This window comes from Parabacteroides distasonis (assembly GCF_004793765.1).
Lineage (GTDB): Bacteria > Bacteroidota > Bacteroidia > Bacteroidales > Tannerellaceae > Parabacteroides > Parabacteroides distasonis_A.
The window spans coordinates 1-17,030 of the sequence record NZ_SRYM01000007.1 but is presented as its reverse complement, the minus strand read 5'-3'; the positions used below and the strand labels follow the sequence as shown (position 1 = coordinate 17,030).

General features: G+C 39.5%; 9 protein-coding genes, 1 tRNA gene and 3 pseudogenes. 5 read left to right on the top strand and 8 right to left on the bottom strand.

Features of this window, described 5'->3' with window-relative positions; genetic code table 11:
- Positions 1–19 precede the first annotated feature (19 nt).
- The gene (locus E5342_RS03735; RefSeq protein WP_135958856.1) at positions 20–1,525 is read left to right on the top strand and encodes a lipopolysaccharide biosynthesis protein; all 1,506 of its coding nucleotides are present in this window, start codon (positions 20–22) and stop codon (positions 1,523–1,525) included.
- A 24-nt stretch (positions 1,526–1,549) separates the two neighbouring features.
- Here the strand turns inward: E5342_RS03735 and E5342_RS03730 are convergent, their stop codons facing one another.
- Positions 1,550–2,764 carry a glycosyl transferase gene (locus E5342_RS03730; RefSeq protein WP_121734900.1) on the bottom strand — a complete coding sequence of 405 codons (1,215 nt, stop codon included), beginning with the start codon at positions 2,762–2,764 and terminating at the stop codon, positions 1,550–1,552.
- A 308-nt stretch (positions 2,765–3,072) separates the two neighbouring features.
- Positions 3,073–3,508, bottom strand: a pseudogene (locus E5342_RS03725) (DoxX family protein).
- Positions 3,509–3,710: 202 nt separating this feature from the next.
- Between E5342_RS03725 and E5342_RS03720 the strand changes: the two are divergent.
- Positions 3,711–4,094, top strand: a pseudogene (locus E5342_RS03720) (GNAT family N-acetyltransferase).
- A 152-nt stretch (positions 4,095–4,246) separates the two neighbouring features.
- On the opposite strand, the gene E5342_RS03715 reads toward E5342_RS03720, so the two are convergent.
- Positions 4,247–4,320, bottom strand: a tRNA-Arg gene (locus E5342_RS03715).
- Between the two features lie 196 nt (positions 4,321–4,516).
- Here E5342_RS03715 and asnA point away from each other — a divergent pair.
- Positions 4,517–5,554, top strand: a complete 1,038-nt coding sequence (asnA, locus tag E5342_RS03710; protein WP_121734901.1) for an aspartate--ammonia ligase — start codon at positions 4,517–4,519, stop codon at positions 5,552–5,554.
- A gap of 21 nt (positions 5,555–5,575) precedes the next feature.
- On the top strand, positions 5,576–6,238 hold the full coding sequence (ung, locus tag E5342_RS03705) for a uracil-DNA glycosylase (protein WP_121734902.1): 663 nt from the start codon (positions 5,576–5,578) through the stop codon (positions 6,236–6,238).
- 81 nt (positions 6,239–6,319) lie between these two features.
- On the opposite strand, the gene E5342_RS03700 is transcribed toward ung, so the two are convergent.
- From E5342_RS03700 to E5342_RS03690, 3 genes are all read right to left on the bottom strand, one after another.
- Positions 6,320–9,064, bottom strand: a complete 2,745-nt coding sequence (locus E5342_RS03700) for a putative LPS assembly protein LptD (RefSeq protein ID WP_121734903.1) — start codon at positions 9,062–9,064, stop codon at positions 6,320–6,322.
- 65 nt (positions 9,065–9,129) lie between these two features.
- A complete protein-coding gene (locus E5342_RS03695; protein ID WP_121734904.1) occupies positions 9,130–9,672 on the bottom strand; it encodes an HDIG domain-containing metalloprotein in 543 nt (180 codons plus the stop codon).
- 59 nt (positions 9,673–9,731) lie between these two features.
- Positions 9,732–12,146, bottom strand: coding sequence for a S9 family peptidase (locus E5342_RS03690; RefSeq protein ID WP_135958855.1), 2,415 nt, complete (start codon positions 12,144–12,146; stop codon positions 9,732–9,734).
- A 197-nt stretch (positions 12,147–12,343) separates the two neighbouring features.
- Here E5342_RS03690 and E5342_RS03685 point away from each other — a divergent pair, with 197 nt between their 5' ends.
- On the top strand, positions 12,344–13,477 hold the full coding sequence (locus tag E5342_RS03685; RefSeq protein ID WP_135958854.1) for an AAA family ATPase: 1,134 nt from the start codon (positions 12,344–12,346) through the stop codon (positions 13,475–13,477).
- A gap of 125 nt (positions 13,478–13,602) precedes the next feature.
- On the opposite strand, the gene E5342_RS03680 is transcribed toward E5342_RS03685, so the two are convergent.
- Both E5342_RS03680 and E5342_RS20105 read right to left on the bottom strand, forming a co-directional pair.
- Positions 13,603–16,455 (bottom strand): leucine-rich repeat protein, encoded by a 2,853-nt coding sequence (locus tag E5342_RS03680; RefSeq protein WP_349237377.1) that lies wholly within the window; start codon positions 16,453–16,455, stop codon positions 13,603–13,605.
- 33 nt (positions 16,456–16,488) lie between these two features.
- A pseudogene (locus tag E5342_RS20105) lies at positions 16,489–16,956 on the bottom strand (InlB B-repeat-containing protein); the annotation flags it as partial.
- Between the last annotated feature and the right edge of the window lie 74 nt (positions 16,957–17,030).

Here is a 17,030-nt window from a genome sequence, read left to right as displayed (position 1 = left end):
GTAAAATTATCAGTATCTAATGCAATCTAAGATGTTGAAAAAATGCGATAATCGTACTATTCAAGTTCTATTGCTGATGTTGGCGAACTTAATATCACATAGTACCGGATTAATAACATCCATAGTATTCAGTCATCTTATGCCACAAAATGAATATGGTACATACCGCCAAGTTATTTATGTTTATTCGATTTTACTTATTGTCTTTTCCCTTGGATTGCCCAAAGCTTATTCCTATTTCCTTGCTCGTGTCCCAATAGAGGAAGGTTTAAATATTATAAAAAGATTAAACTTGCTATTCCTTGGAATATCTGCTATCGTTTCTTGTATTTTACTGTTTGGCGCTTATCAAATAGCGGATTTATTAAAAAATCCGTCGCTAACTTACAACCTTATGTATTTCTCAATAACTCCCATGTTACTAATGCCAGTTATGGGGGTAGAGAGTATTCTTACAGTATATGGTATGTCAAGAATCGTAATTATATATGTTGCCATCAGCCGTACATTTATGATTGTATGTACCATACTACCCATTATACTTATAAACGCCAACGCATCTAGCGCCATTATAGGCTTTGTCATATCAGCTATTATCACTTGCCTAACCGGGCTTATATTAATTACCATACCGTTCAGAGGCGTTAAGCCAAGAAAGTCTCAAATACCTATGAATGAAATATTTAGATTTATAAAACCTATATCCTCCGCTAATCTATATGGCTTTATAATCAGTTCCGCCAGCCTGTTTTTCATAAGCAGATATTTCGGGGTAAAAGACTTCGCTGCATTTAGCAACGGATACCGCGAATTACCATTTGCAGGAATGCTCATTAGCGCTACAGCGACTATCCTGCTTCCGGAATTCTCAAAGATGTCGAACCACGGTATCAACAAGCATGAATTTATAAAGTTATGGAAATCCGTAACCTACAAATCCTCAGCAATTATTTACCCATTATCAATATTTTGTTTCATTTTCGCAGAAGAGATCATAAACCTCTTATATGGAGAAAAATACCTGCAATCGATAACTTTATTCAGAATCGCTACCATTATTAATTTAATACGCATCGTCCCTTATTCTCCTATCATGCTAGCACTGGGAAAAAGCAAAGCATTTTCTGACACACATTTGATCACCGCAATACTGCTTGTCAGCTTAAATCTATTGTGTGTAAACTTTTTCCCTTCCACGATAGGTATCGCAATTATTACTACCTTCAGCACTCTTTTTTGCTTAATAATTCTTATCCTAATTATAGCCCGTTCGCTAGAAACTACAATCGTTAAATTCATGCCTTGGGTAAAGACGCTCAAAATGCTATTCGCTGCCATCTTCTCATGTATCGCAACAAAAATAGCTATTTCTTCAATAAACATGACACATATTTATACTCTTTTGGCTCTTGAATTCGGCATATATCTTCCGCTTTACATATTCATTTCCAATTTATTGGGTATTAATTATCAAAAGATATTAAAACCGATAATATCAAGAACCAAGAAAAAAGAACAATTCTGATAAACATCTATCGATAAATATTTATCAATCAGAGACATTATATATTCCTGCTTCATTAGCAAGATAATCAAGAAGTATCTTACATTGATTCTTCCGTGTATATCGACGAATCTTTTCCCAATCGCGTGGCAATACCTCCTTGTTTTTCCAGATAGAATAACATCGCAGTATCATTTTCTTTATACCCTCAATATCAGCATTGTCCACCGTAAAACCAGCTTTAGTCTCATTCAGTAACCGACCTACTACATCTTCGGGATCACAAAGTGCCAATATCGGTTTATTAGTAGCAAGATAATCAAACAGTTTGCCCGTATACACTCCTTTTCTTCCTGTAGAATGAATCACGACAAGCGTATCCACATCCAACGACATCTGAATGGCTTCTGAATGAGCCACGGATTCTATCTGCAAGACATTAGGAACGATATCCTCGGGAACATCCAGTTTCAAAAGATTTCCAATGATTTTTATCTGACAATCTGAAGGTAACTTTTCTTCATTTATAAGTTCAGAGAAAGCCTTAAACCAATTATCGGGACTTGCCCCTCCGTAAAAGCGACCGATAAATGCCATGGTAAATTGAGATTGGAAACGAACATCGTGTATCTCTTCATAATCATAACCATTCTTGATCTCCAAGAAATGATCATGATTACAATAACATTTAAAATCGCTAAGCAAAGGTTGGGATACCGATAATACCAAATTCGATGAATTCACGATCTTACGCTCATAGGCTATAAGAAGCCTAGCCTGATTACGGGGTATATAAATATGCTTTGACATCTCGTCACGCATATCAGCTATCCAATAAAACCTGTACCCGTTTCTTCGCAATCTAAATGCGATCATGTGAGGAGCCAATGGACCAAATGAGCTTAAGACCACATCAAAAGAGTTTGACTCACACAATGAAGCTGCTTTGTTATAAGCTTTAAAACGCCACATAAACTTACTATCAGCAGTAATACGACACAACAAACCATTCACAATTCGTCTCGGCACCCACCTCTTTCCCGCTTTTACACAACGGGCCATATAAGAATCTGTAATCAAAGGATTCTTGACATAATTAATCTCACAACCATGCCATAATTTAGTCTCGTCAACTTCTCCCTCTGTCACTACCGTAACCGAATGTCCTGCCAACTGAAAGTATTTAGCGAAAGCTTCTATTCGAAACGCCGCTATTACGTTATTTGGATAAAACCAATTACTAATAATAAGCACTCTCATTATTACAATATATTTAATAAAGTTCCCCCAGGACTACGTGTTTTTGTAACCATTCTTGTTATTACGTCACAAAAATACACAATTTTTTTTCACGTTCATTGCTGGAGATCAAGGTAAGCACACGAAAATTGTGTGGTTTGGCTGTTACAGATCTCTTTGTAGTCAGTTAAGGATGACAAGGTTAATGAATATAGCTGTTTTAGTTCTTACAAATGGACACACTTTTGAGAAAACGCAACCTAAAAATACGTAGTCCTGGGGGAACTTTATTAAACATATTGCATTATAATACAGAATAAAAAAGAGTCCTACTTCACTAACCAAGTGACAAAAACGGTGATCAGACAATCTAACGAGAACTTACCAGGTCTTACTATATATTAAGATAAAAACGACCAAGTAAACGAATGCCAACTCTTTCAAAGAAAACGGGTCATTCCCGTGAATCACGAAGAAAGCCATTCCCATGGCAAAAATCATCGGGATCATTGCCAACCGATAGAACACACCAAAAATAAAGCCAATCGAACAAAAAACTCCCAAAAAATGGCCAAACCGAGCGAAACAGAATGCCCAACTCCCAGTGGGTCCGGCAATGCGGCAGACATGCTCTCAAAATTCGTCCACTTCCGTATTCCATGCGAAAGCAAACCCACCGAATAACAAACGAAGCGCCAACAACAGCAACGATATAGCTATACCATCCGGCTTCATTGGAAAAAGAAATTTGTAAAATGCTGACATAACTCCTCTATTTTTTATCTTATCAATTCATCTTTCTGGTAATAAAACAAAAACGGAATAAGGTTAGTTCTGCAAAAGCGCCGGAAATCAGGTACCACACCGCAAGCACCAAACAGAATCCGTAAACGTATTTTTTAACTTGAGTTCCGAACTTTGAATGTAAAAGTTCCGAACCGTGCGGCTTCAAATAGTACTTACAATTATGATTAGAAAAATTAAAGTAATGGATTATACACGTTTGATGGAAATCTAGGAAAGTGTAGTATTGAATACACATGATTTTCTTAAAGAGGAAGATTTTCTATACTATAAGGAACAACTTCCAGTATATTTTCAACATGTCACTCTATTCGGATTTGAACAAGAGGGAATCTTAGCCGGATTTATGGGAATCGCGAAAGAAAATCTTGAAATGTTATTCATTGACAATAATTATCGAGGTATAGGAATAGGAAAAAAATTAATCACTTATGCCATAGATAATTTGCAAGTAACAAAAGTCGATGTAAATGAGCAAAATAGTCAAGCTGTCGGTTTTTATGAACATATAGGCTTTAACACATACAAAAGGTCAGATTTGGACTGAGAAGGTAAAGAATATCCTATTTTACACATGTAGTTATAGTTTTTAGGGCAAACAAGAACGAGTAGAGCAAGAATATATCCAGATGATAGCTTACCTTAAAATCACATAAACAAAAAATCCTCAATAATCTAGTGATTACCAAGGACTTTTTGTGACCCGGGTGGGACTCAAACCCACGACCTTCAGAACCGGAATCTGACGCTCTATTCAACTAAGCTACCGAGCCAAAAACTATGCAAAAGTACATATAATATCTTAGTTTAGCAAATACAGGAGAGAAATATTTTATTTTTGATATTTTGCATATAAGTATTCCGCTTATTCTGCCATTTTGCAAATAAAAGCGATCACATTCTTGTTATTTTGCCATTAATCATTATCTTTGCCGCACATATTTTACAAATACAAAGCACAACAAGTATATGAGCTATCTTATTAAACCCGCAGGATATAAAGCCTTACTTAACTTATCCCAGACTGAAATGGGAATCAAGAAGATCAAGGACTTTTTCCAGCAAAACCTCTCATCCGAGCTGCGCCTAAGACGCATAACCGCACCTTTATTCGTGCTTAAGGGCATGGGTATCAATGATGATCTTAACGGAACCGAGCGAGCCGTCACTTTTCCGATCAAGGATTTAAACGACTCTAAAGCAGAGATCGTACACTCACTCGCCAAATGGAAACGACTGACTCTCGCCGATTACCACATTGAAGAAGGTTACGGTATTTATACCGATATGAACGCTATCCGATCAGACGAGGAACTAGGTAATTTACACTCTTTATATGTGGATCAATGGGACTGGGAACGTGTGATGAGCGAAAGCGAACGTAATATCGATTTCCTTAAGGAAATCGTTCGCCGCATATATGCCGCTATGGTCCGTACCGAATATTTAGTTTACGAGATGTTTCCTCAAATCCGCCCGACGCTCCCCCAACAGATTCATTTCATCCATTCCGAGGATTTGTTACAAAAATATCCTACCTTTACACCGAAAGAGCGGGAAGACGCTATTACCAAGGAATACGGGGCCGTATTCATTATCGGTATCGGATGCTCGCTAAGCAATGGAGAGAAACATGACGGACGTGCTCCGGACTACGATGATTGGTCTACGATCGCCGAGAATGGACAAACCGGATTGAACGGGGATTTATTGGTTTGGGATGATATACTAAACCGTTCTTTGGAACTATCCTCTATGGGTATCCGCGTCAATAAAGAAGCCTTGTTACGCCAATTGGATATTTGCAAAGCCGAGGAGAAAAAGGAACTCTATTTCCACAAACGCCTCTTGAACAGTGAACTTCCGCAAAGTATCGGTGGAGGTATCGGACAAAGCCGGTTGTGTATGTTCTATCTTCGTAAGGCTCATATCGGAGAGATACAGGCAAGTATTTGGCCGGAGGAGATGCGCAAGGAAGCACGTGCGGCTGGAATGATACTTATTTAGTTAACAGCCAATTATTATATTATGGATGTAAAGATTGAAGAAAGCTGGAAAAAACGGTTAGCCGACGAGTTTGAAAAAGATTATTTCAAGCAATTGACCGATTTCGTTAAACAAGAATACCGCCAAGGTACTGTTTATCCTCCCGGTCCTTATATGTTCAACGCTTTTGAGCACTGCCCATTCGATAAAGTGAAGGTCGTTATCCTCGGCCAAGATCCTTATCACGAGCCGGGACAGGCGCATGGACTTTGTTTCTCCGTGCTGGATGGGGTACCTTTCCCCCCTTCCCTCATCAATATATTCAAAGAAATACAAGATGATCTAGGGCATTCAGTTCCAACAACTGGCAATTTGATTCGTTGGGCCGATCAAGGCGTATTATTACTGAACGCCACGCTCACGGTACGAGCGCATCAAGCCGGTTCCCATCAAAATAGAGGTTGGGAGACCTTTACCGATGCTGTTATTCATCGTCTGGCGGCTGAAAGAAACCATATCGTTTACATATTATGGGGTTCTTACGCACAAAAGAAAGGTGCTTTCATCGATCCATCCCGTAATCTGATTCTTAAATCAGCCCATCCGTCCCCACTTTCCGCTTACCGGGGATTCTTCGGAAACAAGCATTTCAGCAAAGCCAATGATTATTTAATCGCGACCGGGCAAACTCCCATCGAATGGTAATTGAGAATTAAAAATTGAGAATTGAAAATTATTGGATTGTATAACTTTAATTTTCAATTCTCAATTATCAATTTTCAATTATCAATACCATTGCTGTCCATCCCTATAATTACTTCTCTTATCATACTTCAAGTCTTTCAATAAAGCAGAGCTTACAGCGATACTGAATGTATAGGATTTATAAGGACCGACCGGAACGAAACTAGCCGTCATTTGCCAACAGTGCAAGTTACGAGTTACGTTACAAGTCATATAAGAAATCTTCTTAGCGTCAAAATCATAAGTAGCGTTAAAGTTAAAACGCCAGTTCTTTGTTGGCTGGATATTTCCGTTAAAGCTCAAAGAGTGGGTCAAGGCGTAATCATACTCCAGTTTAGAACGATTAAAATCACCATACCGTAAGCTCAAACCATAACTAAACGAGAGGCTCCAAGGAATCTTAGAAATCAGATAGCCATCGGAATCCGTCTCGCCGGTCTCTTTCTTTTTGCCCAACAGACGGCCACCACTTTCCTTATTCTCACCATCCCCTTCCCCATCCGGGTTCAAGCCATCCGGATCTGCGTTCGGATCCGTGGAAGCCGATTGATTCCCGGATTTATCCGATGAACCATCCCCTCCTCCAAACAACTTCTTAAACGTATCATTATTAAATGTATAAGAAAAACTGGTGCTAGTCCCTCGCAAACGACCAATACCCTTTCCTGCTTTCCAACGGGGAATATCGACACGCCGCCCATTCTCATCGTACGTATAGGTATCGAACTGACCATTCAAGTTCAACGTATAGCTCTTGGATAATTTCAAACGTAAACCTACACTCAAGTCACTCCACTTAAATGAATCCGCCGCCATATTATAGCTCATGCCTAACGATAACTTATCAATCAGACTAATCTTCTTAAATCCGGTAGAGTCCTTATCCGAACGCACCTTCATCTCAATATTGTTATTTACGTCAAAACTGATATTTCCTTGCTTTCCCGTTCCCGGAACGCCATACATATTATGAGCGAACGGAGAATACGTATATTCACGATCCTCACCATTCGCGTCTTGATATACATAAGTCTCATAAAAACCAAAACGAGAGGAAGCGAAGTCCGGCTGGGCGCTTACCGTAATAGACGGCTCGAAGCGGTGACGGATCATCTCAACCTTATTACCTAAGAATGGCAACGGTTTATAAAAACCATACAAGGTAGTAGACGCAGAGATAGAAGCGTTAAAATCGTAAATACGATAAAAACCATACGTAGTGTCGCGGGCTACCAAAGCCTGTTTCTGCGTATCATATTCCTGTTCGATCTTGTTGGTGTACCAACGTTCCTTATAATTGAAAGAGGGAGAAATATTCAAGTACTTGAGCACGGAGAATGTAGCGCTTACCGGAATCGAGTGCTGCATAGCATTCTGCCAATCTTTGATCAAATTCGATTTGAATAATAAGTTTTCTTTTGTCGTTATACTATTACTAAACGTACCGGAATAACTCATGGAGATCTTCTCGTACCAACGCTCCTTCCCGACCGGATGTTTCCGCTTGAAAGGGAAGATACGACTCATCGTAACCGTCATGCTAGGCAAGGTCACGGCAATAGAAGAATCACGGGTCGTCTGGTTTATACTCATCGTACCAGAGATCGTGAACGGGTTATTCGGGAAACGTTTCGTTACGTTAATGGATGAACTCTTCGTATTCTGGTTCACGTCGGCATACCCATTCGCATTCGGGTATAAACTGTTCTGATTATTGCGGTCATACGAAGAGGTCGAGAAGTTTACGCTCGCCGAGAAAGACAGATAAGGATTCGCCTTAGGGTCTTGCGTATGTGTCCAGTTAACCTTGAAGTCCTTGGATAAATTATAGTCTGGCAAGCCCTTATCTCCCAATTTCGTCACCAAATAAGAAGCATTAAAACTGCCCGAGAATTTATAACGTTTGCGGTAAGCCGACTTGGCCGACAATCCCCAAGATCCTTTCGTATAAATCTCTCCCAATAAAGCCAAGTCCATATAATCGCTCAAGGCGAAATAATATCCACCATCACGCAAGAAGAAACCTCTGGTAGACTCGTCTCCGAAAGTCGGCATAATAATACCGGATGAATATGTACTCGAGAACGGGAAGAAACAGAAAGGTAACCCGATCGGATACAACGGCACGTCCTCCAAGACCAGATAGACCGGACCCGTTACGATATTCTTTTTCGGGCGCACCTTCGCTTTCGTCATCTGGATGTAAAAGTGAGGATGCTCATGCTCATCGCAAGTCGTGTACTTACCACCCACCATGTTCAAGATATCCCCTTCCATCTTTTTCGTTCGCCCGGCGGTAACATACCCTTCGCCCTGCTGGGTAATCACGTCCGTGATATATCCTTTCTTGGTACCAAAATTATACCGCATCGTCTTCGACTCATACTGCTGATCGCCCTCCTTAAACAACGGATAGCCAAACTCCTGCCCGATAGAGTCGAGTCCAAACTTAGCGAACACGATGCTACTATCCATATTCATCTCAATCAATTCGGACTGCAGCTCGATATTCTGGTATTTGACATCGCCTTCCCCGTAAAGATATGCCCAGTTGCCAGCCGTCATCACGATAGAATCGGTCGCTTGATAACTGACCGGAGCATCTAGCCCGGTCTGCTTTTCTGGAATCGAATCTCCCGCTAACGTTGTACTATCCGTAGGAGCCACCAAGAGAGAATCAGTCTGCGCCAAGCTATCGGCAGGAGCGACAATCTCCTGCGCTTGCACGCCCAAGCCTCCCAAGAGGAAAACGAATAGAATGATTAGGACTCTATATATCAAAAACATTACTTCGTTCTTTGCAGTGTGTTACAGCGTGCAAATGTATAATAAATAAACGAGCCCTTATGCTTTTATTCCCCTAAAAAGAGTTTACACCAGTGTTCAAACTGCCCAACTGTCTCATTTCCATACTTGGATAAGCTCTGTTTTATCTTATCAGCCGGTTTCTCTTTCGTCAATTTAGTCTTACTAAAGAATTTATCGGCGAAACAGATCAATTGTTCTTCCAATGACACGGGACGCATATCCCGATATGGAACAGGCAGGTTCCGCTCCTCGATCATGGCAAGCGAAAGCCCCGTTCCCGTATGCCTCTCGCAAACTAAGGCGTGGCGAGGATACCCCTCTTTCCGCATTAAATCGGCTCCCAGATAGCCATGGCAGATATAATCGGCCTCCCCATGGCAATCGATATCCGGAGCGTTACACAAAAAGATCCCTATGTCATGCAACATCGCCGCTTCCTCAATAAAAGTCAGATCCAGATTCATCTCCGGATGCAAACGGGCCAATGCTAATGCCTTATCCGCCACGCTGCGGCTATGAGTCACCAAAATCCGGTAGGCATCCGAACTTTCCGGATAATATTTCTTTATTATATCAAGAGGTTTCATCCTATTTATTTTTTTGCGAGACAAAAATAAACAATCTCTCTCACATATACTACTTCTCATCACTGATACCCCTGAAACCAATTGCCCAGTTTCAAATCTTTTATATCCACACCTGTTTCCCGTTCGCCTCTCAAATACTCAGAGAAGTAATCGACCATCCGCCAGTAATAATACTCATTATAGTCATCAAAATGATGACGTTTTCCCGGTACGATCAACATATCAAAGCGCTTGCCCGCCTTGATCAACTCGTCCACGACAACAATGGTATTCGCCGGATGCACATTATTATCGATATCGCCATGGATTAATAACAGATGGCCTTTCAAGTTCCTCGCCAATTCCTGATTGGTCGGGATGCGAATATCGAACGAGATATTTCCCATATCATCCGTGATCTCCTTTACCCCATGATGTTTCTCTCCCCACCACCGGTTATAAATGTTATTGTCATGATTGCCGGCACAAGATACCGCCACCTTAAAGAAATCCGGATAAAGCAGCATAGCCGCTGTAGACATGAAACCGCCACCGGAGTGTCCGTGTATGCCGACCCGGTTGATATCCATGAATTTATAACGAGCGCACAACTGCTCGATAGCTACTTTATGATCCGCCATCGGATAATCACGCAAATTTCCATATCCATAATTATGATACCACTTGGAGCGACTGGGATGCCCTCCCCTGTGTCCCATGCAAACCACGACAAATCCGGCTTGCGCCAAACGATCCGTACGAGGATTCATCGGGATGTAGCGAAAGAAAGTTCCCTCCTGTTGCGGTCCGGGGTATACATAGTTAATGACCGGATATACTTTCGTGGAATCAAAATCAAAAGGCTTATACATGACACCATACAAATCGGTCACCCCGTCGGCCGCCTTTACCGAAAAAGGCTCAGGGAATTTATAACCTGCCATGAATAATTGGGAGAAGTCACTCTCCTCCAAGGTCATCAATCGGTTACCTTGGTTATCATACAATGCCGTAGCCGGGATCGTATTGACACGAGAATAGTTATCCACGATATATCGCATGGATTTATCCATAGAGACCAGATGGAAATAATCGCCCGGAGTAATCAGCTTTAAGCCCGAACCATCCAGATTCACCCGGTACAAATGCTCGTAATAAGGAGTCGTATCTCCCTTTTCCCGGGCATTCGCCTTAAAGTAAACGACACGATTCTTACTGTCCACGTCTACGATGGCGTCCACATGCCAAGGCCCTTTGGTGATACGGTTTTTCAAATTTCCTTGTGCGTCATATAGATACAAATGCGCCCAACCATCCCGTTCGCTCCAATGGATCAAGTCCTTACCATTATCGGTCATCGCTAGCGGGCGGGTTTCTATAGAGGTATTCAGACGTTCCTCAATGATCGCTTTTACCGAATCCTCCCCGATCGTATACGAACAGATATCCACCCGTTTCATATCCCGGCTGACACGGGTCAAATAGAAGGTCTGGTTATCTCCCAACCAGATCGAGTTCCGAGTGAGTCCCGTACGCTCCTTATCCGGTTTGGAGGCTAGATTGATTGTTTGATCTTTAAAACAATCCACCCGGATTTCTTTCCGCTTTCCGGCATTTTCCAAATCAAAGAGATATAAATGAACGATTGGAGAACCCGCCTCTCCCGGCATCTGATATTTATAGGTCTCAAGTGTAGGACGAGGTTTGGCGATCGAGTTAATCACCCATAAATCTTGTACCTCACGTTGATCCGACAAAGTCGCGGCGAAATAACGACCATCGGGAGACCAGTTCCCCATTACATATTTCCGCTTATGGTCACATAAAGTATCGGTATTCAAGAAGGTCCGGGGCATACCAAAGCCAAAATCTTTTTCGCCATCCGTAGTCAAGGCGATCTCGGATATCGTCTTATCCTCCGGGTCCTTCACGGCCTTCTCATAATCCTCATAACTCATGACATACAGGTTCAAATCTTTCGCAAAGACGACCCGCTTTTTATCCGGCGATACATTCGCCCAACGGATTTTAGCAGGAATCCCGTCTTTCGTAATCCGAGTCAACCGGGACGACGGATAATCATACGAGAAAAAATAGTTCCCGTTCGTACCCTTTATCGAGAAAGTAAACGTGCGATCATCTTCCTTTAAGCGTAAATCCTCGATAGGAAGTTGTTGTCCGGTAAAAGGCTCTCTCACGATCTCGCTTATCTGTGCCGCCAACTCATCCCGATCGAATAATAATCGTTTATTTCTCGAATCGGGGTCCACCAGATACCAGTTTGTCCCCTCACTCGTCTTATACTCATACCAGAACTTGTCACTATTATTAAAATAATTGGGGGTAAGGGTATAAGAGAAAAGTAGCTGTTCCGCATTCGACGGGGCGAAGCGGCGTGCTTGCGTATATTCCGGTAGGACATCTTGCGCATAGGTAAAAGGCACCCATGATAAACTCAAGAAGGCTACCGCATAAAAAAGTGTTTTTACATTCATAGATTCTTAGTATTGTCTGTTATTCGCCTCAAAAGTATAAACTTTCCGCAAGATACCAAGCAGATAGCGATCATTAGTTATGTGTAAGATACTTCTTCTACAAGCTACTAGAAAGATAAATAACAACTTTATTAGTAACAACTTTATTACAAACCTAATATTGATTATCTTTGCGATAGAATAATAGTTGAAAAATCATGGAGAATAAGCCTTTTATATTCGGAGTCGCGACATCGGGCGATAATTTTACCGATCGCGAGAAAGAGACAGAGCGTCTATTGTTGAACTTTCAGCATGGTGTAAATACGGTACTGATTTCACCTCGTCGTTGGGGCAAGACTTCTTTAGTGCAGAAAGCATGTCACTTGGCGCAATCCGACAAATTGAAAGTCGTGTATCTTGATATATTCTCATGCCGTAGCGACAGGGATTTTTATGATGCGTTCGCTGCAGCCATTCTCAAACAAACTTCCTCAAAGTTAGATGAATGGCTGGAGAATACCAAGCTATTCCTCTCACGTATCAGCCCTAAAATATCCATAGGCACCGATCCCATGACAGATTTTTCCATATCACTTGAGATGAATCCTCAAAGTAATGATGTTGATGAGATATTACAACTTCCCGAAAAAATAGCGCAAAAGAAGGGATATAATATTGTCGTATGTATCGATGAATTTCAACAGATTGCCGAATTTAAGGATTCGAAGACATTCCAAAAGCGATTACGTTCCGTGTGGCAATTACAAAAGTCGGTGTCTTATTGCTTGTTCGGTAGCAAGAAGCATTTGATGAATGAACTATTTGAAAAAAAGAGTCTTCCCTTTTATAAATTCGGCGATGCTATTTATCTGCCAAAAATCGGGACTTCTGATTGGATCAATTATATATGTGGTCGTTTTGAGGCTACAGGTAAGCAGATTTCAAAAGAACTGGCTGAAAAAATATGCCAAAGGGTAGACAATCATTCATCCTATGTGCAGCAATTAGCATGGTTGGTATGGATTCATACAGATAAGGTCGCTACGGAGCAGAACTTTGAGGAGGCATATCAGGATATCATCGATCAAAACACTCCGCTATTCGAGAAACAGACCGAAAGTCTGACGACTTATCAAATGAATTTTTTACGCGCCATCCTAGATGGAGTACATAGCGAGTTTACCACGCAAGAGATTCTACAGAAATATAAACTTGGCTCATCGGCAAATGTCAGTATCGTAAAGAGGGCATTAGTTAAAAAAGAGTTGATTGAAATAGAGAAACGCAAGGTCATCATTCCAGATCCGGTGATGAAAGTGTGGCTAAAAAAGGAATTGGGAGGCGTTTAAGACAACGCCCCCTAGCCTTCTGATATGAAAAAGGCTAGGGGGGGCATTTTCTATTCATCATTCATAGGTTCTATTAACTGCCAACCTGAAACAATTATCCATGATTCGTAATTCCTATCGTAATTTTAGAGAGCAATTTTTATATTTTCACTTCCGATACGTATAAAGTAAATGCCTTTATTTGGCAACTCTATCTTTTCTTCATTATTTTGAACCTCAGAACGGAATATCAAACGACCGCTTGTCTCATAAACATGAATTAAAGAGCCAACTTTAAATCCTTGTAGGATTAATTGATTCGAACCTATACTGTAAATATATCTATCTGCATTTACAGAGTCTATAGAGGTTACATCCTTTTTCTTAAACTTAACTGAGATGGAAGTATTTTCCAACAGATACGGTATTACAAATCCATTGTTGTCATTTAGCGACTCCGTAATATTTTCACCATTTAAGTAAACAGATTCGATAGAATACCCTTCCGAAGGACTGACAAAAAACTCAATACGAGAAGCCGAATCAAATGTCCCATAATAAGAAGAATTAAAATCTTGCCAATATTCATCCTTATTGACTCTGAACTTCATACTTCCCCCCTCTGAAAGAAAGATCTCCACAGGGTAAGTACTCGCTTGGCCTATAGGTTCTATAACAGAGAATTTTCCCCAGACAGGATGATTTTTATAGAAAGGTAAATAGTCCGCAGGTACAGCTAATTTCGTTAACTGATAATTCAAATCAGAGAAGCTATTGTTAAAAACTTCTGGTGTTTTGCTTACCGGGATATACAAATAATACAAAGAATTACAATCGCTAAAAGCATTTTCCGCTATATACTCTATATTTTCGCTCATATATACATAAGCCAAGGATGTGCAGCCTTCAAATATTCCTACAGGAATTTGCTTGACATTCTGAGGCAAAGTAATAGAAGTCAATTTAGAACAACCTTCAAAGCTAGGGAGTTCATTCAAATTCATATATGCCTTAAAATTGAAAGATTCATTTTGGCAACCCTTCAAAGCATTTTTCCCAATATATGATAATTGAGGATTTTCAAAGTAATAGCCATTATCATTTACCTCATGTACATTTTCAAAGGCATAATCGCCTATTCTCTCCAAACTACCATCCAAATAGAATGTTAGATTCTTACAATTTCTAAATGCAGACTCTTTTATTTCTATCACATTTTGAGAACTCATTTGTTTCAAATTTGAACAATTTTCGAATGTCCCCTTTTCTATCACCTTTATATCGTCACAATAATACATATCTGTCAAATATTTACAGTCCTTAAAAGCTTCCTCTCCTATTGATTTTAATTGCATACCAATACCAGTAGATGTAAATTCATTTAGAACAGATCCATAAAAAGCCTGAGCTCCTACCGACTCAATAGAAGCAGGAATAGCTATAGAACGAATTGTCTTATTATTATAAAAAGCTTTTTTGGGAATCTCATTTGCTGGATAATCTATATATTTATTTACAGTTGCAGTAATATCCAAATCCGATAATGATTCCATTTGATTCATAACCACAAAATCTCGCTGGTCAATATTTCCTTGCAGATGAAGATTTGTTACTAACTTTATATCTTCTTCAGACAAATAAGAAGACAAAGTCCCCGGTTCTTTCACATCTAAAGTCAGACTTCTTTCTTCTTCCAACTTTAATATGACAGTCAGTTCTTTATCCTTATCCATATCCATACTTATTATTTTCGCATAATAGATAGCATGTTCCGGATCTGCCTCATATACAGATTCTCCATCTAATAGCACCTTCAAGATTGAATAAAATTTATTTGAATAAATTGTTAATGGGAAACCTTTTCTTGCCGCTACTTGTATATTTTTTTGGACAGGCAATTCATCCCATTCAAGATATATTTTTTCTATATTTTGAATATCTGTTAATGACAATATATACTGCTTTGATTTCCACTTAAAATTTAACTTTGTATCAGATTCTATAGATTCTATTTTCAAAAATCCATTATTAATTTTGCTTGTAATATTTTTCTCATTCAAGAGAACCTCATCTATTTCAGAGTACTTACTATCCAAAATTTGAATAATAGTTGAACTTCCATCTTCCATATATGAATAATAATTAGACAGAACTATTTCATTGTCAATCTTTATCAATCCGGCTCCCCCTTCTATTTGAAAACTAAAAAATGGTATCTGCTCGAACTCTACATCTAATCTCAAATCAGATGTAGAAGAAAGAAGAGTGTAGCGATTATTCTTAATTTGTTCTGTTATATCTTGGTAAGAGACTTCCATAACTTGATAATATAATATTGCTTTCTTTAAGCGATACCCTTCGGCTGGAAGAAATATAAACTCTGTAGAAGATGCAGAAATTGGGATACCTTGACCATGTGAAGCCTCAACACCATTAACCTTTACAGTTCCAGCACGATCTTTATAAAAAATTGTAAGGAAATAGCTTGTTGGTACATCTTTCTCAAAAGCAACAGAGACCTCTAAATTTTCAGATATTGAATAAAAAAACAACTGATTTTCCTTCACTTCATTTGTTTTATCTACACTACCTACCATTATTTGCTTCAAATGATAGCCCTTATCTGGCACAACAGATAATTGGACGTCTGCAGGAACAGTAACAGTCGTGATGGTACCATTATCTACAAAGTTATTATTTACTTTTATCTTACCACCTTCATTATAAGAGACCTTTACAGTGTAGTTTATAGAAGCATCTTTCTCAAATAGTATAGAAATCTCCTGATTTTTTGATATGGAAGTAATCGTTAACTGGTTATTCCTCACTTCACTCGTTTTGTCTACACCTCCAACTGTCACACTCTTCAAATGATAACCTGAATTAGGGACTATGGATAATTGAACATTCGTAGAAGCGGTCACGGTAGTACTCGTACCATTATCGACTTTGTTATTGTTTACTTTTACCGTTCCACCTTCATTATATGAAACTTTCACTATATAACTAACTGGAGCATCTTTCTCAAACAGTATAGAAATCTCCTGATTTTTTGATATGGAAGTAATCGTTAACTGGTTGTTACTCACTTCACTCGTTTTGTCTACACCTCCAACTGTCACACTCTTCAAATGATAACCTGAATTAGGGACTATGGATAATTGAACATTCGTAGAAGCGGTCACGGTAGTACTCGTACCATTATCGACTTTGTTATTGTTTACTTTTACCGTTCCACCTTCATTATATGAAACTTTCACTATATAACTAACTGGAGCATCTTTCTCAAACAGTATAGAAATCTCCTGATTTTTTGATATGGAAGTAATCGTTAACTGGTTGTTACTCACTTCACTCGTTTTGTCTACACCTCCAACTGTCACACTCTTCAAATGATAACCTGAATTAGGGACTATGGATAATTGAACATTCGTAGAAGCGGTCACGGTAGTACTCGTACCATTATCGACTTTGTTATTGTTTACTTTTACTGTTCCTCCTTCATTATATGAAACTTTCCACTAGTGTCCCATAAAAATGGGAGCTAGTTAAAAATTAAATAAATTTGGTCCAC